Origin of the sequence: Kitasatospora sp. NPDC093102, from assembly GCF_040683915.1 — a bacterium.
Classification (GTDB): Bacteria; Actinomycetota; Actinomycetes; order Streptomycetales; family Streptomycetaceae; genus Kitasatospora.
On sequence record NZ_JBFBFA010000018.1, the window covers coordinates 103,436 to 125,085 of the forward strand.

A 21,650-nucleotide genomic window follows, 5' to 3' on the forward strand; every position below is an offset into this window, starting at 1 on the left:
TGCCCGCCCTGACGGACTTCCCGGCCCGTTCCGGCCGTCCCCCACGACGGCCGTGCCTCGTTCCCCCGGTCGGTGGCCGACACGTGTCCTCCGCCGACCGCCCCACCCTCGTCCGTACGACCCCAGGAGAGCCCCCCATGAACCTGCCCTCCGACGCGGCCTCCTCCTCCGCACTCCGTTCCCCCGACCGCGCCCCCGGCTCCGCCGCTGCTGCCGGCCCCGCCGCGTCCCCGGCTTCCTCGGCCACCCCGGATTCCCCCGGCGGTCTGGGACGCGGGGTGCTGGGCACCGGTGACATCGTCTTCTTCGTCGTGGCCGCCGCCGCGCCGCTGACCGTGATGGCCGGCGTGGCGCCGTTCGCGATCTCCTTCGGCGGCATCGGCGCGCCGGTCGCCTACCTGGCCACCGGCGTGGTGCTGGCGCTCTTCGCGGTCGGGTTCACCGCCATGACCGCGCACATCCGCAACGCCGGTGCCTTCTACGCCTACGTCACCCGCGGCCTCGGCCGGGCGGCCGGGCTGGGCGCGGCGCTGCTCGCGGTGCTCTCGTACAACGCGATCCAGATCGGCATGTTCGGGGCCTTCGGCTTCTTCGCCCACACGACGGCCGCCGATCTGCTCGGGCTGGACCTGCCCTGGCCGGTCTGGGCGCTGCTCGGGGTCGCGGTGGTCTGGTTCCTCGGCTTCCGCTCGATAGACCTCGGCGCCAAGGTGCTCGGGGCGCTGCTGATCGCCGAAACCGGAATCCTGCTGGTGCTCGCGGTGGCGGTGCTGGTCAAGGGCGGGGCGCACGGGCTGAGCCTGTCCTCGTTCGCCCCGGAGCACGTGTTCTCCGGTGGGATGGGCGGGGTGCTGGGGCTCTCCTTCGCCGCCTTCATCGGCTTCGAGGCCACCGCGATCTACCGCGAGGAGGCCCGGCAGCCGCACCGCACCGTGCCGCGCGCGACCTACGCCGCGATCGCCTTCCTCGGCCTCTTCTACACCTTCGTCACCTGGATGATCGTGCAGGCCTTCGGTGACACCGAAGCCGTCGCGACCGCCACCGCCGACCCGGCCGGGATGTTCTTCACCGCGATGACCGACTACGTCGGCGGCTGGGCGACGGACGTGCAGCGGGTGCTGATCGTCACCAGCCTGCTCGCGGCGCTGCTCGCCTTCCACAACACCATCACCCGGTACGGCTACGCGCTGGCCACCGAACAGGCCGCGCCGGCCGCGCTCGGCCGGATCCACCCGCGCCACGGTTCGCCGTGGATCGGCGGCATCGCGCAGTCGGTGCTGGCGGCGGTGGCCGTCGGGGTGGCGGCGCTGATCGGGGCGGACCCGTACAACCAGTTCTTCCTCTGGGTGAACTCCCCCGGGGTGGTCGGCATCCTGGTGCTCCAGGCGCTGGCCGGTCTCGCCGTGTTCGCCTTCTTCCGCCGCAACCGGGCGGCCGCCGCGAGCACCGGGGTGTTCCGCACGGTCGTGGCGCCGCTCGCCGCCACCGTGCTGCTGTGCGGGGCCACGGCGCTGGTGGTGTGGCGGCTCGACCTGTTCACCGGCGCCGGACCGGAGGTCAACTGGCCGCTGGTGGCGATCGTGCCGGTGGTGTTCCTGACCGGCGTCGGGATCGCCCGGCGGCTGCGGGCCCGGCGGCCGGAGGTCTACGCGCGGCTCGGGACGACCGAGGTCGACGCCGGCTGAGCGGCGGCACGCGGCCCGGTGACGCACGGCACCGGTTGTGACGCACCGGGCCCGGTGGGGACCGGCCCCGGTGCAGCCCGGCCCCGGTGACGGGCAGGCTCCGGTGACGGCCAGGCTCCTCCCCCGCCCGCTCAGGCCTGGCCGACGGCTTCGGCGAGGAGCCGGTAGGAGTCGAGCAGCGCGGTGCGGTCGTAGGTGCTGGTGGTGACCAGGAACTCGTCCGCCCCGCTGCGCTCGACCAGCGCCGCCAGCTCGGCGGCGGCATGCTCCGGGGTGCCCGCGATGTGGCCCTTGAGCGACTGCTCGTACGCGGCCCGCTCCCGGGCGGTCATCTCCCGGGAGCGGATCTCGGCGGCGGGGGCCAGTGGCGGGAACTCGCCATGGGTCCGGGAGTACGCGCCGGACCAGGCCTCCGGGACGAGCAGCTCGCGCGCCCGCTCGGCCGTGTCGGCGACCGCCACCGTGCCCGAGACCACCACGTACGGCTCGGTGGCCTGTGCGGAGGGGCGGAAGCGGGTGCGGTACCGGTCGATCGCCGCCAGCATCCGGTCCTCCCCGCGCGCGGCGGCGATCACCAGCGGCAGCCCGGCGTCGGCGGCCAGGTCGGCGCCCGCGCCGGTGGCCAACACGAAGGCCGGGACGTACAGGCCCTCGGCCGGCCGGGCGTGGACTCCCCGGTGCGTCTGCTGCGAACCGTCGAAGTAGCCGAGCAGTTCGGCCAGCTGGGCACCGAACTCGTCCGCGGCGTCCTTCTCCCGCCCGAGCGCGCGCCGGACACCGTCGGTGAAGCCCACCGAGCGCCCGAGCCCCATGTCGATCCGCCCGGGGAACAGCGCGGCCAGCACCCCGAACTGCTCCGCCACCACCAGCGGCTGATGGTTGGGCAGCATCACCCCGCCGGTGCCGACCCGGATTCGCGTGGTGGCCGCCGCCACCGCCGCGGCGAGCACGGTGGGCGCCGACCCGGCCACCCCCGGCACGCCGTGGTGCTCGGAGACCCAGAACCGGTGGTAGCCGAGTCGCTCCGCCTCGCGGGCGAAGGCCACCGTGTACCGCAGTGCCTCGGCCGGTTCCTCGCCCTGTCTGGTCCGGGAGCGGTCGAGCACGGAAAGCCTGGTCCTGGGCGCGGCGCTGGTCACGTGGGTGGACAACGCCCGCCCTCCGTGCGGACATTCCCCGGATTGCCCGGGGCCGGGACCGGCGGCCGGCGATCAGGCGCCCGCCCCGGGTATTCGGCCCCGACGGGCGTCCGCGGCCTCGGCCGCGCGCCTCACCGCAGCGTTGGCCTTGCGGCCGCCCACAGCCTTGGCCTTGCGGCGGCCCCAGGGCTTGTACACCGACAGCACCACGTTGAACAGGTAGAGCGTCAGCGCCACCGCCGGGACGATCACCGTGTTGTAGCGCACGAAGCCGAGGTCCGCCACCGTGATCGGGCCGGTCGGATGCGCGTCCGCCACCCGTACCGCGTCGTGCAGCCGATCGGTGAGCGCGAGGACGGAGGCCGTCATCGCCCCGAGCGTCAGCCAGAACTTGGTGCTCACCCAGTAGTACCGGAACAGCCCCCAGGACGTGCCGAGCCCGAGCGCCACCCCGCTCAGGAAGGTGAGCAGGCCCAGCGGCAGGATCAGCGCGTCACCGAGCAGCCCCATCGCCCGGTAGGCGGTGCGCAGCCGGTCGGCGTCCCCGGTGGTCAGCGCCGTCACGCCCAGGGTGAGCAGGCAGAGCATCAGCGCCAGCCAGCTCACCGAGGCGACGACGTGCAGGACGACCAGCGGTTTGCGCACCGCCGGCCGCAGGCGCCGGCCGGCGGACGCCGGTGCCGCCGACCGCCGTGGCGTCGGTTCGGACGCCGCGACGGCGCCGGTGGGCGAACGCACGGGTACCTCCTTCGAGTCGGGGTCACGAGGACGGCCCCAGGCTCTCCCGTCCGCGCCTCATCCGGCATCTGACGGTGGAAGTAACCTCGCCTACTCCCGGGCGAGTACGCGCCCCCCGGCAACCGCCGAGCCTCGCCTCGCCCGGGAGTAGCACCGGACTCAGTCGGTCACCGCGAACCCCTGCTCCGCGCCCAGCCGGTGCAGCGAGGCCTGGCCGGGGATCCCGTCCGCCGCCCCCGCCTGGTACCCGCAGCGCCGCTGCCAGGCCGCGTACGCGGAGACCGTCCGGCTGCCGAACGAGCCGTCCACCCAGCGCTGTTCGAGCAGCCCCTCGTCGGCGAGCGCCTGCTCCACGATCGCCACCTCGGCCCCGTAGGTCAGATGTCCCTGCTCGGCCCCCGGGTCGGCCTGGGCCGCCGCGATCACGTGGGACACCGAGACCGTCCGCTGCCCGGGCAGGTAGCCGAGCAGCCGGCGCAGCGAGCTCTCGCCCGGGACGCCGTCCGCCGCCTGCCCGGAGTAGCCCAGGCTCCCCTGGTAGTCCGCGTAGTTCTCGGTGTCCGCGTCCGTCCAGTTCGGGCCCGGGCCGGAGCGGTAGTGGTCGCCGAAGCCGTGCGAGACCAGCGCCCGCCCGACCGCCGTCACCTGGTAGCCCTGGGCGCCGTAGCCGTACGGCAGACCGTTGATGCTGATCTGGTAGCGGGCGGGCGTGTCCGGGGGGACCGGGTGCTGCTGCGAGGGCGGGGTGCCCGGGGCGCCGGACCCGGCCGTGAAGTCCGGCCAGGAGCCGGGGTCGGTGTGGTCGTTGTACGGCACGTGGGCGTGCGCGTACCAGCCGCCGCGGGTCTCCCAGACCTGTTCGTCGCGGTGGCTGGAGAAGTCGGTCGGCCGGCCCATCGGCCAGGCGTCGGGCACGCCCCAGGAGGAGATCCAGGCGTGGATCCGGTCCCAGCCCGCGCACGGGGTGTCGACCAGCCGAGCGTAGACGCCGCCCTGGTAGCGGCAGTAGGGGAAGAACACCGCCTCGATCTGGATCACCACCCGCCCGGCCCGGTTGGTGCGGGTCGGGCTCTCGGCGGGGCTGAGCAGGCTCTTCGAGCGGGAATCGGCCGGGAACAGCTGTGCCGTGCGACCGCTGAACGGGTCCCAGACCAGGTGCGGCGCGCTGCCGGCGCCGCTGCCGGTGAAGTAGCCGACCAGGTTCTCGTAGGGGACCCAGTCCTGCGGTGCGGCGGCGGTCGCGTTGCGGTCCCAGGTGATGTGGGCGATGGCCTTCGGCGGGTACTGCTGATCGGTCGGCGCGTGGTCGCCGAGGTCGTGGATCTCGGCACCGGGCAGCCACTGTTCGGGCATTGGGGGCTCCTCCGAACGGCGTGAGGGCATCACCTCCGGTATCGGCAGGTACGGCTCGCGGATTGACCCTGATGGCGCAACTTCCCGCCGGTGAACCCCCGATGCCCGCCCGGCCGTTCGACTCCGCCAGGGGCATTCGCCCCTGCGTGCGATTCGAACGGCCGCGCAGGGGCGGGAGATCGTGCGGACGGGGGCGCGTTCCACCCCGCCGGACCGCCGCCCGCTACGGGCGGCGGGCGGTGCACCTTTCCATGCCGGTCGGTTGAGCGGCCCGCCCGTTCCCACGCCGGCCCTGCACCGCTCCGCGTCGGCCTGCGCCGCCCTGTGCCGGCCCTCGACAGAAGATCACTCGTTCGGCTCAGCTCCGACGGCGACGATCACCCCATCGGGTGCGGCCGTTGCCCCGGACCCCCGCAGGGCCGGGTCGGCCGCGGCCGACCGGGCACTGCCACCGGGCGCCCTGCGCGCCCCGGCCCGACAGCCAAGCTCTCCGGCCCGGGTTCGTCCGGAAGCGGTTGCGGTTGCGTCTCCGTTCCGTTCGGCGTGGGTACGAACTGCGTGGCGGTCCGGGATCGTAGGGGCAACCACTCGTGCGGCAAGGGGAGTTGCCATGGGGGACGGCCGGAGGTTGGCACCGGAGGCGGTGGCGGCGCTGTTGGGCGACGGGCCGCATCAGGCGGTGGCGGACGTCGTGCGGGCGCGGTTGCGGACGGTACCGGAGGGGGCCCGGGCCCTCGCGGCGGCGGAGGCGAGCCCGGGGGATGCGCGGGCACGGGCGCTGCTGACCGCCGCGGTCGCACACCTGCTGGCCTCGGACCAGGCGTTCGCCCAGTACCTGGCCACCACCGGGCTCGGGAAGCCGGGCGATCCGCCGACCGTCCAGCTGCGGAGCGAGCCCGGCACCGTACAGCTGCGGGTCGGTCCGCCGTCCGCGCCGCCGCCGAAGGGCCCCACCACCGTCCAGCTGCGGACCGGCCCTGCGGCCGCCGCACGCGCCCGGGCGCTCGCCGCCCGGAGAAGCACCATGGGGATCCTGCTGGCACTCGCCCTGGTGCTGATCGCCGCGCTGGTCGCGCTCGGCGTGCACCTGGGCTCCCGTCCGTTGCTGAAGCCGGGCGGGCCCGGCCTGGCGCACGCCGCACAGCCGCTGGGGAATCCGGTGCTGGTGCTGAGGCTGCTGCCCGACGAGAGGGCGGTGCCGGGCGACTGGCGGGTGCAGCGGGGGCCGACGGCGGCGCTCGGTACGGACGGCGAGCGGCCGTGCCTGCTGCCGGACTCCTGCGACGAGCAACTCGCCTACGGCATCGTGACGTTCGGTTCGACTTCGGCGCAGACCGTGGAGTTCCGCGTGGCCACCTTCACCTCCCCCGAGGCCACCGCCCGCGCCTTCGACAGCGCGCTCGACCGGGCCGCCGGGACGACACCGACGGTGGCCGTCCCGCTGATCGGCGACCAGAGCGCCATCCGCATCCAAGGCTCCCTGTCGGCGGTGGCACTGGCCAGGGTCGGCAGCGTGCTGCTCATCGTGCGCGCGGAGGGGCCGGGCCACCAGCTCACCGCGCCCGCGTTCACCGGCCTCGCCGAGCTGGTCGCCGAGCGCGCCCGGCAGGTGCAGGAGGGGCACATCCCCGACACCTCCTGGGCGACGGCGCGCTGACGAGCTGACGAGCCGGCGGTCAGGGCTTGTTGAGGTAGGCCAGGACGGCCAGCACCCGCCGGTTGCCGTTCTCGTCGTCGGTGAGCCCGAGCTTGCCGAACATCGAGGTGGTGTACTTGCCGATCGCGCTGTCGCTGAGGAACAGCCGTTGCGCGATGGCCTGGTTGGACAGCCCCTCCGCCATCAGGCCGAGCACCTCCAGCTCACGCCCGGTGAGCCGGTCGAGCCGCCGGTTCGAGGGGGCGGAGGAGACCAGCGCGCCGATCACGGCCGGGTCCATGGCCGTCCCGCCCGCCGCCACCCGCTCCAGGGCGTCGACGAACTGCTCACCGTCGAACACGCTCTCCTTGAGGAAGTAGCCGATGCCGCCGGCGCCGTCGGCCAGCAACTCGCGGGCGTACAGCTGCTCCACGTGCTGGGAGAGGATCAGCACCGGCAGTCCGGGCACCGCCCGGCGCGCGTGGAGGGCCGCCTGGAGGCCCTCGTCCGACTGGGTCGGCGGCATCCGGACGTCGACGACGGCGACGTCCGGGCGCCAGGTCAGCAGGGCGTCCAGGGTCTCGGGGCCGGTGGCGGCCGTCGCCACCACCTCGTGCCCGTAGGCCTCGACCAACCGGACCATTCCGTCCCGCAGCAGGTAGAGGTCCTCGGCTACGACGATTCGCATGGCACCACCATCGTCGCACAGGTCGGACCGCCCGCCGGGCTGGTGAGCTCCAGGGTGCCGTCGAACACCGCGAGGCGGCGGCGCAGTCCGGCCAGCCCGCCCTCACTGCCCGTCACCGCACCGCCGCGGCCGTCGTCCCGGACCTCCACCACGACGCCCGTCCTGCTGTGCGCGATGGTGATCCGCACGCTCGTCGCCCGGGCGTGCTTGGTCGCGTTGGTGAGCAGTTCGGCGGCCCCGAAGTACACCGCGGACTCGATCGGCGGCTCCAGCCGGAACGGCCCGTCGGCGGCGACCACGACGTCGAGCGGGCTGTTCAGGGCGAGCGAGCGGACCGCGTCCACCAGCCCACGCTCGTTCAGCAGTGGCGGGTTGATGCCCCGGACCAGGTCCCGCAGTTCGGCCAGCGAGCTCGCCGCCCCTGCCCGCGCCGCCCGCATCAGTGCTCTGGCCCGCTCGGGGTCGGTCTCCATCAGCTTCTCGGCGGTCGCCAGCGAGAGTCCGAGCGCCACCAGCCCCGCCTGCGCGCCGTCGTGCAGGTCCCGCTCGATCCGGCGGATCTCGGCGGCCTGCGCGACCGTCACATCCGCCCGCTGCGCAGTAAGTTCGTCCACCCGCTCGGCCAGCAGCATCGCGGCGGACGGGCCGAGGAAGCGGACGGCCACCGGTTCCGTCAGCCGCCAGGCGTACGGGGCGACGGCGACGACCGCCACCGCGGCGAGTACCCCGACCACCCGGGCCACCGGCTCCGGCCGGAGCAGTCCGAGCACCGCCACCGCCACCGCGGCCGGCGGGAGCACCGCGGCCAGGCCCGCCGCGAACGGGGCGATCCCGGTGAACCGCAGGTCACGCCAGGTGGCCGGGTCGCTCCACCAGATCCGCCAGGCCTGGTCCATGACGGCGTCCCGGCGGCTGCGCTCGTACGCGTACCCGTTCCACCAGTGGCCGGTGGACATCCGGGTGACCGGCCCGGCCGTCCGGTAGCCGGCCGGGACGGCGGTGCCCGTCCACCGCTCGACCAGGAAGCGGACCGCCCGGCAGACCGGACGGGCCAGGGCGAGCGTGCCCGCGCCCACCAGCACCACGGGCAGCAGCCACGACCACGGATTGGCCGGGCCCCACCAGATGCCCAGGGCCACGGCGGCGGCCCACACCATCGGGATCAGCAGGGTGACGGCCGCCACCGCGCACGCCCGGACGAACCCCACCCCCACGCGTTCGACCCATGAAACCGCCTGTCTCACGTCCCCGCCCCTCGCTCTTCGTTCGATGCTCCCACTCTGCACCCCGCGGAGCCCGTCGCTGCCCGGGTCGGCCGAGGGGTGTGGCTGGACCCACCCCGTCGTGGGTCCAGGCCCATACCGGCCGCCCCGGCGCTGCCCGTCGTCGAAGCCCTGGACCGCGCCACCCGGCCGCAGCGGGCACCGGCGGGGAGCCGGGCCACCCGGGGAGCGCCGGCGGGGCCGTCGCCCGAATGCATGTATCGCTCTCTTGACTCACGTCACCGACGCGCCATACTGGCCTCACTCCCCGCTCGCACGATGAGGTGCCCGCCCATGGAGCTCTCCCCCTCAGCGCACGTGGACACGTTCTGTCGAGACCACCTCCCGCCCTTCGAGCAGTGGCCGGAACTCCTCTTCGAACTCCCGGAGTTGGCCTATCCCGACCGCCTGAACTGCGCCGCCGCCCTGATCGACGACACCATCGAACGCCTCGGCCCCGACCGCCGCTGCCTGCTCACCCCCACCGGACACTGGTCCTACGGCGAGCTGCGCGACCACGCCGACCGGATCGCCCGTCTGCTGACCGAGGAGCTCGGCCTCGTCACCGGCAACCGGGTCCTGCTGCGCGGCCCCAACACCCCGTGGCTGGCGGCCTGTTGGCTCGGCGTGCTGAAGGCCGGCGGGGTGGCCGTCACCACCATGCCGCTGCTGCGGGCCGCCGAGCTGACCGAGCTGCACGGCATCGCCGGCCCGGTCCTCGCCCTGTGCGACCACCGCTTCCTGGACGAGCTGGAGCGGGCGCACACCCCCGGCCTGCGCGTCTTACGCTACGGCGGCACCGGCCCCGAGGACCTCACCGCCCGCTGCGCCGCCAAGCCCGCCGGTTTCCCCGCCGTCCCGACCGCCGCCGACGACGTCGCGCTGATCGCCTTCACCTCCGGCACCACCGGCCGTCCCAAGGCCACCCTGCACTTCCACCGTGACGTGCTCGCCATCGCCGACACCTTCTCCCGGCACCTGCTCCGCCCCACCCCGGAGGACCTCTTCACGGGAACCCCGCCGCTCGGCTTCACCTTCGGCCTCGGCGGCCTGCTGGTCTTCCCCCTGCGGGCAGGCGCCGCCAGCCTGCTGCTGGAACAGGCCACCCCCGAACAGCTCGCCGAGCAGGTCCGCCGGCACGGGGTGAGCGTGCTGTTCACCGCACCGACCGCCTACCGGGCGATCCTGGCCGCCGGGCTGGCCGACCGGCTGGCCGGGGTGCGACGCTGCGTCTCGGCGGGCGAGCCGCTGCCCGCCGCCGTCTGGCAGGCCTTCCACGCGGCCACCGGACAGCGGCTGATCGACGGCATCGGCGCCACCGAGCTGCTGCACGTGTTCGTCTCGGCCACCGACCAGGACAGCCGCCCAGGATCCACCGGCCGGCCCGTCCCCGGCTACCGGGCCACGGTCCTGGACGGGCAGGGCCGCCCGGTGCCGGACGGCGAGCCCGGGCTGCTCGCCGTCAAGGGCCCGACCGGCTGCCGCTACCTGGACGACGAGCGCCAGCTGGAGTACGTCCGCGGCGGCTGGAACGTCACCGGCGACACCTACGTCCGGGACAGCGACGGCTACTTCTGGTTCCGGGCACGCAACGACGACATGATCGTCTCGGCCGGCTACAACATCGCCGGACCCGAGGTGGAACAGGCGCTCGCCGCCCACCCCGACGTGGCCGACTGCGCGGTGGTCGGCGCGCCGGACGAGCGGCGCGGCGCGGTGGTCAAGGCGTACGTGGTCCTGCGCACGGGCGTGCCGGCCGTGCCGGGGACGGCGCACGCGCTCCAGGAGCACGTCAAGCGCACCATCGCGCCGTACAAGTACCCACGGACGGTCGAGTTCGTGCCCGAGCTGCCGCGCACCGCGACCGGCAAGCTGCACCGCGCCGAGCTGCGCCGGCGGGCCGCACTGACCCCGGCCAGCGTCACCGTCGAGCGCCGGGTGGAGTGGTCCGACACCGATGCCGCCGGGCACTACCACTTCTCCGCCGTGCAGCGCTGGGCCGAGGCGGCGGAGGCGGCCCTGTTGCGCCGGCTCGGGCTGGCCGAGCTGTTCGGGCGGATACCCCGGGTGCACTTCGAGGCCGACTACCGCGAGCGGCTCTGGTTCGGCGACCTGGTCCGCACCGAGCTGCGGGTGGTCAGGGTCGGCGGCTCCTCGCTGCACTACGCCTTCGAGGTGCACGGCCCGCACGGGCTGGCCGCCAGCGGGCAGATGTCGGTGGTGCACGCCGCGCCGCACGCCGGGGGTGCCGAACCGTGGCCCGCACAGGTCCGCCGCACCCTGGCGGAGGCCGGGCCCCAGCAGCCCGAGGTGGTCGCATGAACGAGGCCGCCACCGCCGAGGCCGCCACCTCCACAGCCCGCCGGATCGCGGTGATCGGCGCCGGCCCCGGCGGGCTCTACTTCGCCGCCCTGGCCAAGCAGCTGGCACCCGACCGGGAGCTCACGGTCTTCGAACGGGACGCCCGGGACGACGAGTTCGGCTTCGGCGTGGTCTTCTCCGACGAGACCCTCGACGGCATCGCCCGGGCCGACCCGCGCGTCTTCGCCGCGATCAGCGCCGAGTTCGCCCGCTGGAGCGACATCGACATCCGCTACGCGGGCGAGGTCCGCACCAGCGGCGGCCACGGCTTCGCCGCCCTGGACCGCAACCGGCTGCGCGCCATCCTGCAACAGCGCTGCGCCGAGCTGGCGGTGGACGTGCGCTACCGCACCCCGGCCCCGCCGGTCGACCGGCTGGCCGCCGAGTACGACCTGGTGGTGGCCGCCGACGGCATCCGCTCCGGCACCCGGGCCACCCACCCGGAGAGCTTCCGCCCCGAACTGGACGAGCGCCACTGCCGCTACATGTGGCTGGCCACCGACAAGGTCTTCGAGGCCTTCACCTTCATCGTCGAGCAGTACGACTTCGGCGTCCTCCAGGTACACGCCTACCCGTACAGCGCCACCCGCTCGACCTTCATCGTCGAGGCGGCCGCGGACGCCTGGCGCCGCGCGGGCTTCGAGGCCCTCGCCGCACGGGAGCCGGCGCGCGGCGAGAGCGACCTGGCGAGCGTACGGCGCTGCGCGGAGCTGCTCGCCGGGCACCTGGACGGCCACCGGCTGATCCCCAACGCCTCCCGCTGGATCCGCTTCACCACGGTGCGGAACGCGAGCTGGCGCCACCGCAACGTGGTCCTGCTCGGCGACGCCGCGCACTCCGCGCACTTCTCGATCGGCTCGGGCACCAAGCTCGCCCTGGAGGACGCCCTCGCCCTGGCCGCCGCGCTGAGTGAACAGCCCACCCTGGAGGAGGCGTTGGCGGCTTACGAGGCCGAGCGGCGCCCGGTGGTGGAGTCCACCCAGCGCGCCGCGCAGGCCAGCCTGGAGTGGTTCGAGACCATCGGGCGGCGGGCCGGACAGGGCGCCGACCAGTTCGCCTTCAACCTGCTCACCCGAAGCCGGAGGGTCACCTACGGCAGCCTGCGGGCCCGCGACCCGGCCTTCGTGGACGCCGTGGACACCGCCTTCGGCGGCTCGCCCGGGACACCGCCGATGTTCCGGCCACTGAGGCTGGGCGCGCTGGAGCTGCGCAACCGCGTCGTGGTGCCCCCGCTCGCCACCTTCACCTCCCCCGACGCGCTGCCCAGCGGCTTCGACCGGGCCCAGCTGACCGGGCACGCGCTCGGCGGCGCGGGGCTGGTGCTCGCCGGGATGACCGCGGTCAGTCCCGAGGGCCGGGCCACCGACCGGTGCCCGGGCCTGTGGACCGACCACCAGGAGGCCGCCTGGCGCCAACTCCGCGACGCCGTCAGGGCGGTGAGCGACACCCCGCTCGGCATCCAGCTGACCCACGCCGGCCGCCGGGGTGCGTCCACCGCTCCCGGCCCGGACGGCATCGGGCGCCCGCTCGCCGACGGCTGGCCACTGATCGCCCCCTCGGCCATCCCCTGGGACGCCGACAGCCCGGTGCCGCACGAGGCGAACGACATCCAATCGGCCGCCGTCACCGCGGACTTCGCGGCCGCCGCCGAGCGGGCCGCCCGGGCCGGCTTCGACGTGCTGGAGCTCCAGTTCGGCCACGGCCACCTGCTCTCCTCCTTCCTCTCCCCGCTCACCAACCACCGCACCGACCACTACGGCGGCCCGCTGGCCCACCGGCTGCGGCTACCGCTGGAGGTGCTGACGGCGGTGCGCGCCGTCTGGCCGGCCGGACGGCCGCTGCTGGTGCGGATCTCGGCGAGCGACTGGGCGCCCGGCGGCACCACCGAGGAGGAGGCCGTGGCGATCTGCCGCGCGCTCGCCGCGGCCGGGGCGGACGCGCTGGACGTCTCCACCGGCGAGGTGGTGGCACACCAGCGGCCACCGTACGGGCGCGGCTACCAGACACCCTTCGCCGAGCTGGTCCGCACCGCCACCGGTCTGCCGACCGTCGCGGTCGGCGCGATCTCCGGGTACGACGACGCCGACTCCGTCCTGCTGGCCGGGCGGGCCGACCTGGTCGCGGTCGGCCGGGCCCACCTGTACGACCCGCTCTGGACGCTGCACGCCGCCGCCGAGCGGGGCCACACCGGGCCGGGTGCCCGCTGGCCCGAGCCCTGGCGGGCGGGCAGCCGCAAACCGCCGGGCCCGAACGCCGACCGGGTCGCCCCGCGCCTGCACCTGCTGCGCGAGCCGCCCGCGCCCGTCCACCGCCGCTGGTCACCGCCCCCTCCCGAGGAGTGACGAGGAACCATGCCCCACCTGCCCCGCTTCACCGCCGCCGCCGTCCAGGCCGCCCCGGTCTACCTGGACCCGGCCGCCACCGTCGACAAGGCCGTCGCGCTGATCCACGAGGCGGCCCGGCACGGCGCCGAACTGGTGGTCTTCCCCGAGGTCTTCGTGCCCGGCTACCCGTACTGGAACTGGACGATGAACCCGGTGCAGGGCTCGCCCTGGTACGAGCGCCTGTACCGGGCCGCCGTGGACGTCCCCGGCCCGTACGTCGACACCCTGTGCGCCGCCGCCCGGCAGGCCGGCGTGGTGCTGGTGATCGGCGTCAACGAACGCGGCCGGCACAGTCTCGGGCTGCTGTACAACACCCTGCTGATCATCGACGCGAACGGCGAACTGCTCAGTGTGCACCGCAAGCTGGTGCCGACCTGGGCCGAGAAGCTGACCTGGGCACAGGGCGACGGCAGCACCCTCACGGTGCACCCGACCACCGTCGGCCCGCTCGGCGCGCTGGCCTGCGGCGAGAACACCAACCCGCTGGCCCGCTTCACCCTGCTGGCACAGGGCGAACTGGTCCACGCCGCCTGCTACATCGCGCTGCCGGTGGGCCCGGAGGACTACGACATGGCGGACTCGATCGCACTGCGCACCGCCGCGCACTGCTTCGAGGGCAAGGTGTTCTCCGTCGTCTCCTGCTCCACCGTCTCGCCCGAGATGGTGGACCTGCTCTCCGGCGACGACCCGCAGGTCCGCAAGCAGCTCGCCCGCCCGCACAGCGCCCTGTCCGGGATCTTCGGCCCGGACGGCCGCGCCGTCACCGAACCGCTGGTGGACGAGGAGGGCATCGTCTACGCCGAGATCGACCTCGGCCGCTGCATCCAGCCCAAGCAGATGCACGACATCGTCGGCCACTACAACCGCTTCGACGTCTTCCGGCTGCACGTGGACAACCGTCCGCTGCGGCCGCTGGTGTTCCCCGAGGAGGACGCATGACCGGCCCCGAACGCTCCCCTGAGCACGACGACGACCGGATCGGCCGGTCCAGGGTCACCGACAGCCCGGAACTGCTCGCCTACTACGAGGAGTTGGCCGAACACGAGGCCGGTGCCCTGTGGACGGTCGCGAACGAGATCGAACCCTGGTACCCACAGCCGAGGTCCGTCCCGGTGCTCTGGCGCTACGCCGACCTCCGCCCGCTGGTGCGCAAGGCGCTGCCGCTGGTGAAGGCCGACGACGCCGGCCGCCGGGTGGTGATGCTGGTGAACCCCGGCCGCCGCGAACTGAGCGCCGCCGTCGGCCTGTTGTACACCGGCCTGCAGATCATGGGCCCCGGCGAGGCGATGACCGCGCACCGCCACCAGGCCTCCGCGCTGCGTTTCGTCCACGAGGGCACCGGCGCCTGGACCGTCGTGGACGGGCAGAAGCTCAAGGTCGGCCCGCGCGACTTCGCGATCACCCCGAACAACACCTGGCACGAGCACGGCAACGAGGCCGACGACGCGCCGGTGATCTGGCAGGACGGCCTGGACATCCCGCTGGTCAACACCCTCGACGCCAACTTCTACGAGGTCCACCCGGAGCTGTACCAGCGGCCGGGGCCGGTCATCGGCTCCTCGCTGCTCAGCTACGGCGGCAACCTGCTGCCGTACGGCGTCGAGAAGTGGACCCGGCCCTACTCGCCGCTGTTCGGCTGGCCCTGGGAACCCAGCTACCACGCGCTGTGCCGGCTCGCCCGCGCCACCGGGGGATCGCCCTACGACGGCGTGATCATGGAGTACACCAACCCGGTCACCGGCGGACCGGTGATGCCGACCATGTCCGCCCACCTGCAACTGCTGCGCCCGGGCCAGGCCACCCGCGCCCACCGGCACACCGGCTCGGTGGTGTACACCGCGGCCAAGGGCCGTGGCGCCTCGGTGATCGCCGGCCGGCGCTTCGAGTGGCAGCAGGGGGACATCTTCGTCGTCCCGTCCTGGGCCTGGCACGAGCACGAGAACCTCGACCAGGGCGAGGACGCCTGCCTGTTCTCCTTCGACGACTTCCCGGTGATGCACTCGCTCGGCCTGCACCGCGAGGAGGCCCACCCGGACGGGCACCAGCCCACCACCACCGCCTGACCAGGAGCCCCACCGCCATGCACCTGCTGACCTTCCGCGCCGACGGCGCCGACACCCCGCGACTCGGCGCCCGGCTCGACGGCGACCGGGTCGCCGACCTGACCGCCCTCGCCACCGCCGCCGGCGCCCGACTTCCCACCGATCTCCTGGGGTTGATCCGCACCGGCGGGCCGGCCCTGGCCACCGCCCGCGAACTGCTCGCCGGGGCCCCGGCCACCAGGCCGCTCACCGAGGTCTCGCTGTGCGCGCCGCTGCGCCCCGGCAAGATCGTCGGCGTCGGCCTCAACTACGTGGAGCACGTGGCCGAGTCGCACCGCACCCTGGACACCGACCGCGAACTGCCCGACCGTCCGGTGCTGTTCGGCAAGCCCTCGACCGCCGTCACCGGCCCGGGCGGGCCCATCCTGCACAACGCCGACCTCACCAAGCAGCTCGACTGGGAGTGCGAACTCGCCGTGGTGATCGGCGCACCGGCCTTCCGGGTGGACGAGGCGGACGCCCTGCGGCACGTGTTCGGCTACAGCATCGTCAACGACATCAGCGCCCGCGACCAGCGCCGCTCCGGCCAGTGGTTCTTCTCCAAGGGCCAGGACAGCTACGCGCCGTTCGGCCCGGTCGTGGTGACCGCCGACGAGATCCCCGACCCGCAACGGCTCGACCTCTCGCTGAAGGTCAACGGCGAGCTGCGGCAGGACTCCAACACCCGCCACATGCTGTTCGGCGTCGCCCGGCTGATCGCCGACATCTCCTCCGGCGTCACCCTGGAACCGGGCGACGTGATCGCCACCGGCTCCCCCTCGGGCGTCGGCGCCGGGATGGTGCCCCCGCAGTTCCTCCGGCCCGGCGACCTGGTCGAGGCCACCATCGAACGGATCGGCACGCTCGCCAACCCGGTGGTCGACGCCCGCTGACCGATCGACGCCCATCGAAGGGGGCCCGCAACCGATGATCACCTACCGGATCGGCCAGATCGTCCCGAGCTCCAACGTCACCATGGAGACCGAGGTCCCCGCCCTGCTGCGGGCCCGCGAGGCGGTCACCCCCGAGCGGTTCACGTTCCATTCCAGCCGGATGCGGATGACCAGGGTCACCCCCGAGCAACTGCGCGCCATGGACGCCGAGTCCGACCGCTGCGCCACCGAGCTCTCGGACGCCCGGATGGACGTGATCGGGTACGCCTGCCTGGTCGCCGTGATGGCCACCGGCCCCGGCTACCACCGCGAGGCCGAGCGGCGGCTGCACCTGCGCACCGTCGAGAACGGCGCCCCCGCGCCCGTGGTCACCAGCGCCGGCGCCTTGGTCGCAGGGCTGCGCGAGCTCGGGGCCGCGAAGGTCGCCATGGTCACCCCGTACCTGCGGCCGTTGGCCCGGACGGTGGTCGAGTACCTCGCCGCGGAGGGCATCGAGGTGCTCGACCACGCCGCCCTGGAGATCGCCGACAACCTCGACGTCGCCGCCCACGACCCGGCCCGGCTGCCCGCGATCGCCCGCGCTCTCGCGTACGCCGAGGCGGACGCGGTGGTGCTCTCGGCCTGCGTGCAGCTGCCCTCGCTGTCCGCCGTCGAGGAGGCCGAGCAGCAACTGGGCAAACCGGTGGTCTCGGCCGCCGTCTGCACCGCCCACCAGCTCCTGCGGGCCCTCGGCCTGCCCGCCTTCGCCCCCGGGGCCGGACACCTGCTCTCCGGCGCCTACGCATAGGGCGGGTCCGGCAGTCCGCGCCGCGCGGGAACTGCCGGACCCGCCCTGGCCGCCCGGCCGCCTCGGAAGCACAGGATTCCGCGCCCCCGGACCGGCACTCTCGTTATGATCGCCACCAGTCGCCGGGAGGAGGGCCCGCGCATGTCCGAGAGCACACCCCGGCCGAGCTCCCTGATCCACACCGTCTACGGCGAGTTCGTCCGCCGCCTCGGCGGCTGGATATCCATCGCCGACCTGATCGCGCTGCTGGCCGAGCTGGACGTCGACGGCCCCGCCGTCCGCTCGGCGACGTCCCGGCTGAAGAAGGCCGGCACCCTCCTCCAGGAGCGCCGCTCGGGGACCGGCTACCGGCTCGCCCGGGCGATGGAGCCGGTCTTCGAGGAGGGCGACCGGCGGATCTTCCACAGCCTGGAGCCCGCCGAACTCGCCGACGGCTGGGTGGTGGCGGTCTTCTCGGTGCCCGAGTCCGCCCGCGCCCACCGCCATCAGCTGCGCTCCCGGCTGAGCTGGCTCGGCTTCGGCAACGCCGCCCCCGGGGTCTGGCTGGCGCCCGCCCGGCTGCTGCCGGACGCCCGTCGGCTGCTGGACCGGCTCGGGCTGAGCGCCTACGTCCACCTGTTCCTCTCCGCCGAGTACGCCGGCTTCGCCGATCTCCCCACCGCGGTGGCGAGTTGGTGGGACCTCCCGGCGATCGAGGCGCAGTACGCGGCCTTCGCCGACGCCTGGCGCCCGGCCGCCGAGGAGCTGCGCGGACGGTCCGCGGTCGACCCTGCCGAGGCGTTCCGCGACTACGTGCCGATGCTCACCCGGTGGCGCCGGCTGCCGTACCTGGACCCGGGGCTGCCCGCACAGCTGCTTCCCGCCGGCTGGAACGCGGTGCCGGCCCGGGCGGTGTTCACCGAGTTGCACGGACTGCTCGCCGAGCCCAGCCTCCGGTACGTCGAGAAAGTCACCGGTCTGGTGCCGCAGGACCCGGCACCGCACGAGGAGCGGCCGTGAACCAGCACACCCCCGCCGACCTGCTGATCCGCGCCGCCGCAGTGCACACCCTGGTGCCCGGCGAGCCGCCCCGCCGGGCGATCGCCGTCACCGGCGGCCGGATCACCGCCCTCTCCCCCGTGCCCGACGGGCTGGACGCCCTGATCGGCCCGGCCACCGAGGTGGTGGACGCCCCGGGCTCGACCGTGCTGCCCGCCTTCGACGACACCCACACCCATCTGATCCTGGCCGGCCACAGCGTCCACGGCGTACCGGTCCACCGGGCCCGTGACCTCGCCGGGTTCCTCGGGCTGATCCGCGAGCGCGCCGCCCGCACCCCCGCCGGGGAGTGGATCCACACCACCGTCAACTGGCAGGAGGTGCTGCTGGCCGAGCAACGGATGCCCACCACCGGGGAGTTGGACGCGGCCACCAGTGAGCACCCGGTGCTGGTGCGTCGCGGCGCGTACAACATGGTGCTCAACTCGGCCGCGCTGTGGCTGGCCGGGATCACCGAGTCCACCGAGGTGCCGCCCGGCGGCGTGATCGAGCGCGACGGGCACGGGCGGCTCACCGGCCGGCTGGTCAACCGGGCGGTCGAGCTGGTCGAGCGGGTGCTGCCGCGCCCCACCCTCGCCGAGCGGATCGAGGGACTGCGCGCCGCTTCCGCCGACTTCGCCGCCACCGGGATCGGCACCGTCCGCGACTGCCTGGTCCCGGTCGAGGACCTCGCGGTGCTGGACGCCGCCCGGGCCGAGGGCGCCCTCGCCGTCCGGGTCCGGGCGCTGGTCTCCGGCTTCGCCGCCCGCTCCCCGGAGCAGGTGGACGCGTTGCTGGACCGGATGGACGAATGGCGCGCCACCGGCCGGGACGACGATCGACTACGCCTCTGGGGCGTCAAGTTCGGCATCGACGGCGGTTTCGAGGCGGGCGCGGTGGAGGAGCCGTACCAGGGGCAGCCGTGCTACCACGGCCGGCTGCTCTGGGAGCCGGCCGAGCTGCTCGCGGCGGTGGACCGGGTGGTCGGACGGGGCTGGCGGGTCGGGGTGCACGCCTGGGGCGACCGCGGGCTGCGCGTGCTGCTGGACGTCTTCGAGCAGGTGGTCGAGCGACGCCCCGGCCTGCTGCCCGGCACGCTGGTGGTCGAGCACGGCGGACTGGCCCGCCCCGAGCAGCGGGCCCGGGCGATCGCGCTCGGCATCCCGGTGACGGTCCAGCATCCGCTGCTGCACGACGGCGCGCTCACCCAGCAGCGGGCGTGGGGCGAGGAGCGCACTGCCGCGCTCTTCCCGCTGCGTGAGTGGCTGGACGAGGGCGCGTTGATCACCGGCGGCTCGGACTTCCCGGTCGGCCCGTACGGCGCGATGGTGTCGGTGTGGGGCATGACCACCCGGGGCACCACAGCCGGGGTGATCGGCCCGGAGCACGCGATCGGCCGGGCCGAGGCGGTCGCACTGCACACCGTGAACGCGGCCCGGCTGACCGGCGAGAGCGCGGTGCGCGGCAGCCTGCGGCCGGGGGCCTTCGCCGACCTCACGGTGTGGCCGCTCGATCCGCTGGACTGCCCGGTGGACGCGCTGCGCGCACTGCGCCCCACCCGCACGGTGGTGGGTGGGCTTACTAAGCACAGCAGTTGACGAACCGTCAGGCCGCGGCGAGCTCCCGCAGGTCGATGCCGCGATGCAGCGCGCGCAGGTCCTCGTGCAGCGTGGACGGCGGGACGGCGAGCACCCCGCAGCGGGCCTGCTTCAGGCAGTGCCGGGTGACCGAGCGACGCATCAGCCCACGCGTCCGGGCCCGGAGGCCGCCCTGCTCGCCGGTACTGACCACGAGCAGGTCGCCCGGACGGTCGGCGAGCCCGGTCAGCACCGCCGCGGCCTCGCCGCGCACCACCAGCGGCCGCACCGGCACGCCGATCGGCAGGCCGCCGAAGGCCTGCTCCAGTGCGCTCGCCATCCGCGCCTCGGCGATCTCCTGCCAGGCCCGCAGCAGCGGCGGGCACGGCCGGGCACGGTAGTTGCGCTCGCCGCCGACCGGCGTCCAGGCGAGCACCGGGACCAGGACGGCCTGCCGGGCCCGGGCCTCCTCGGCCGCCCGATGCAGGGCGGTCAGGCTGTGCAGTGAACCGCTGACTCCGACGATGACGCGGGCGCCGTCCGACATGATCCTTCGCTTTCCGATGCCAGAACTCTTCAATGTCTGCGATTAGGTTGCCATAGTCGCCACTTGACCTGCAAATCGAAGGCGTTCACTGAATATCACCTTGCATCGCTCGGCATATCCATGCCCCGGCCGTCCACCGGTCGGACCTCCTGGAGCAGTCCCCAGGTGAAGTCGGCCTCGCACGGACGCAGCCGCCCGTCGGCGTCCGGTGCCGCGAAGTCCAGCCGGAACCTGGTCGGCGCACTCCCCTCACGCGGCACGGCGGACGGGAACGCCGCCCCCACGTCGCCCACCACGCAGCTCCACGGCGCGAGGTCGGCCAGCGTGCGCAGCACGGGCACCGGGGCGCCCGCCGCCCGCACCAGCCACTCGTTCAGCAGCGGCCCGCCGGTCTCCGCCGGACCGAACAGGACCTCGAAGCGCAGCTCGGGCCAGAGCGGCAGCGCCCACTGCCGCGCGACACAGGCGAGGTCCCCGATCCGGCGCGGCGTGCTCACCTCGGCCGGCCCGAGCACGGCGGCGTACCGGGCGGCACCGCGCGGAAAGCGGGGCACGCGGACCATCGCCTGCCAGCGCTTGTTGGCCTCCCGCATCGAGGTCCGGGTGGCGCCGAGCCGCCGCACCGCCTCCTCGACCAGCCCGGGCTGGAAATCGGCCATCCGGCGCAGCAGCACCAGCTGGAACTCGGTCACCCCGAAGCCGTTGATCGCCATGTCGAAAGCCTAGGACCTTTCAGTTCGAGCACATGTTCGAATGACGGCGTACGCTGGCCCCATGCACGGCACCGTCCACCTCCAGCCCTCGCTGTTCGACGACGCGGACCGCAGCGGCATCCACCTCGGCCCGCTCGACGACGTGCGCCGGCTGCCGCTCGGCAACGGCGCCTGGCTGGACCTGCTCCCGGGCTGGCTGCACGGGGCGGACGAGCTGTTCGAACAGCTGGCCACCACCGTGCCCTGGCGGGCCGAGCGCCGCGAGATGTACGAGCGGACGGTCGACGTCCCGCGTCTGCTGGCCTCCTACCCGTCGCAGGCCGAGCCGCCCCACCCGGTGCTCGGCCTGGCCCGGGCGGCGCTGAGCCGGCACTACGCCCAGGAGCTGGGCGAGCCGTTCCGCACCCTCGGCCTCTGCTACTACCGGGACGGCCGGGACAGCGTGGCCTGGCACGGCGACCGGATCGGGCGCGGCGCCCGCGAGGACACCATGGTGGCGATCCTCTCCGTCGGCGAGCCGCGCACCCTGGCGCTGCGGCCCCGGTCCGGCGGCGCGGCGGTCGTGCGCCACCCGCTCGGTCACGGGGACCTGCTGGTGATGGGCGGCTCCTGCCAGCGCACCTGGGAGCACGCGATCCCCAAGACGGCCCGCCCGGTGGGCCCGCGGATCAGCATCCAGTTCCGGCCGCACGGAGTGTCCTGATCCCCCGCTTGCCGCGCACCCGCCGGGCGCGGAGGCTGGCGAGTGGGGCCGGTGGCGCTCATCACCGGGCGCCGAACACCAGGCGC

The 21,650-nt window shown here is 74.3% G+C and carries 17 protein-coding genes and 2 pseudogenes; 12 read left to right on the plus strand and 7 right to left on the minus strand.

The genetic code is table 11. The annotated features are described in order from the left end of the window. The first annotated feature begins 137 nt into the window (after positions 1 to 137). On the plus strand, positions 138 to 1,685 hold the full coding sequence (locus AB0O11_RS22940; RefSeq protein WP_363389984.1) for an APC family permease: 1,548 nt from the start codon (positions 138 to 140) through the stop codon (positions 1,683 to 1,685). Positions 1,686 to 1,816: 131 nt separating this feature from the next. Here the strand turns inward: AB0O11_RS22940 and AB0O11_RS22945 are convergent, their stop codons facing one another. The 3 genes from AB0O11_RS22945 to AB0O11_RS22955 form a co-directional block, all read right to left on the minus strand. Further along, entirely contained in the window at positions 1,817 to 2,836 is a 1,020-nt protein-coding gene (locus AB0O11_RS22945; RefSeq protein WP_363389987.1) for an MsnO8 family LLM class oxidoreductase, read from the minus strand. Between the two features lie 60 nt (positions 2,837 to 2,896). Continuing rightward, positions 2,897 to 3,562: a DUF2269 domain-containing protein gene (locus AB0O11_RS22950; RefSeq protein WP_363389990.1), complete on the minus strand. Its 666-nt coding sequence runs from the start codon at positions 3,560 to 3,562 to the stop codon at positions 2,897 to 2,899. A gap of 159 nt (positions 3,563 to 3,721) precedes the next feature. Next, complete coding sequence (locus AB0O11_RS22955; RefSeq protein ID WP_363389993.1) at positions 3,722 to 4,915, minus strand: peptidoglycan-binding protein; 1,194 nt, start codon at positions 4,913 to 4,915, stop codon at positions 3,722 to 3,724. A 610-nt stretch (positions 4,916 to 5,525) separates the two neighbouring features. Between AB0O11_RS22955 and AB0O11_RS22960 the strand changes: the two genes are divergently transcribed. Beyond that, complete coding sequence (locus tag AB0O11_RS22960) at positions 5,526 to 6,572, plus strand: hypothetical protein (protein ID WP_363389996.1); 1,047 nt, start codon at positions 5,526 to 5,528, stop codon at positions 6,570 to 6,572. Between the two features lie 19 nt (positions 6,573 to 6,591). Here the strand turns inward: AB0O11_RS22960 and AB0O11_RS22965 are convergent, their stop codons facing one another. Together AB0O11_RS22965 and AB0O11_RS22970 are read right to left on the minus strand one after the other, a co-directional pair. Beyond that, a complete protein-coding gene (locus AB0O11_RS22965; RefSeq protein ID WP_224283848.1) occupies positions 6,592 to 7,239 on the minus strand; it encodes a response regulator transcription factor in 648 nt (215 codons plus the stop codon). Beyond that, the gene (locus AB0O11_RS22970; protein ID WP_363389999.1) at positions 7,224 to 8,483 is read right to left on the minus strand and encodes a histidine kinase; all 1,260 of its coding nucleotides are present in this window, start codon (positions 8,481 to 8,483) and stop codon (positions 7,224 to 7,226) included. Before AB0O11_RS22970 ends, AB0O11_RS22965 begins: the two co-directional genes overlap by 16 nt. Before the next feature lie 312 nt (positions 8,484 to 8,795). Here AB0O11_RS22970 and AB0O11_RS22975 point away from each other — a divergent pair. The 9 genes and pseudogenes from AB0O11_RS22975 to AB0O11_RS23015 form a co-directional block, all read left to right on the plus strand. After that, positions 8,796 to 10,394, plus strand: a pseudogene (locus AB0O11_RS22975) (AMP-binding protein); the annotation flags it as partial. 57 nt (positions 10,395 to 10,451) lie between these two features. After that, a pseudogene (locus AB0O11_RS22980) lies at positions 10,452 to 10,823 on the plus strand (thioesterase family protein); the annotation flags it as partial. After that, complete coding sequence (locus AB0O11_RS22985; protein WP_363390002.1) at positions 10,820 to 13,204, plus strand: FAD-dependent monooxygenase; 2,385 nt, start codon at positions 10,820 to 10,822, stop codon at positions 13,202 to 13,204. The pseudogene AB0O11_RS22980 and the gene AB0O11_RS22985, both read left to right, overlap by 4 nt. Before the next feature lie 9 nt (positions 13,205 to 13,213). After that, complete coding sequence (locus AB0O11_RS22990; protein WP_363390005.1) at positions 13,214 to 14,185, plus strand: carbon-nitrogen hydrolase family protein; 972 nt, start codon at positions 13,214 to 13,216, stop codon at positions 14,183 to 14,185. Continuing rightward, positions 14,182 to 15,309 (plus strand): cupin domain-containing protein, encoded by a 1,128-nt coding sequence (locus tag AB0O11_RS22995; RefSeq protein ID WP_363390008.1) that lies wholly within the window; start codon positions 14,182 to 14,184, stop codon positions 15,307 to 15,309. Before AB0O11_RS22990 ends, AB0O11_RS22995 begins: the two co-directional genes overlap by 4 nt. 17 nt (positions 15,310 to 15,326) lie before the next feature. After that, on the plus strand, positions 15,327 to 16,220 hold the full coding sequence (locus tag AB0O11_RS23000; RefSeq protein WP_363390010.1) for a fumarylacetoacetate hydrolase family protein: 894 nt from the start codon (positions 15,327 to 15,329) through the stop codon (positions 16,218 to 16,220). A gap of 34 nt (positions 16,221 to 16,254) precedes the next feature. Next, positions 16,255 to 17,007: an Asp/Glu racemase gene (locus AB0O11_RS23005; protein ID WP_363390013.1), complete on the plus strand. Its 753-nt coding sequence runs from the start codon at positions 16,255 to 16,257 to the stop codon at positions 17,005 to 17,007. A gap of 141 nt (positions 17,008 to 17,148) precedes the next feature. Further along, positions 17,149 to 18,006, plus strand: a complete 858-nt coding sequence (locus AB0O11_RS23010) for a PaaX family transcriptional regulator C-terminal domain-containing protein (protein WP_363390016.1) — start codon at positions 17,149 to 17,151, stop codon at positions 18,004 to 18,006. Further along, positions 18,003 to 19,622 carry an amidohydrolase gene (locus AB0O11_RS23015; RefSeq protein ID WP_363390019.1) on the plus strand — a complete coding sequence of 540 codons (1,620 nt, stop codon included), beginning with the start codon at positions 18,003 to 18,005 and terminating at the stop codon, positions 19,620 to 19,622. Before AB0O11_RS23010 ends, AB0O11_RS23015 begins: the two co-directional genes overlap by 4 nt. 7 nt (positions 19,623 to 19,629) lie before the next feature. On the opposite strand, the gene AB0O11_RS23020 is transcribed toward AB0O11_RS23015, so the two are convergent. Together AB0O11_RS23020 and AB0O11_RS23025 are read right to left on the minus strand one after the other, a co-directional pair. Continuing rightward, entirely contained in the window at positions 19,630 to 20,148 is a 519-nt protein-coding gene (locus AB0O11_RS23020) for a universal stress protein (protein ID WP_363390022.1), read from the minus strand. A 95-nt stretch (positions 20,149 to 20,243) separates the two neighbouring features. Next, positions 20,244 to 20,861 carry a hypothetical protein gene (locus tag AB0O11_RS23025; protein ID WP_363390025.1) on the minus strand — a complete coding sequence of 206 codons (618 nt, stop codon included), beginning with the start codon at positions 20,859 to 20,861 and terminating at the stop codon, positions 20,244 to 20,246. A 61-nt stretch (positions 20,862 to 20,922) separates the two neighbouring features. Between AB0O11_RS23025 and AB0O11_RS23030 the strand changes: the two genes are divergently transcribed. Next, a complete protein-coding gene (locus AB0O11_RS23030; RefSeq protein ID WP_363390027.1) occupies positions 20,923 to 21,564 on the plus strand; it encodes an alpha-ketoglutarate-dependent dioxygenase AlkB in 642 nt (213 codons plus the stop codon). Positions 21,565 to 21,650 lie beyond the last annotated feature (86 nt).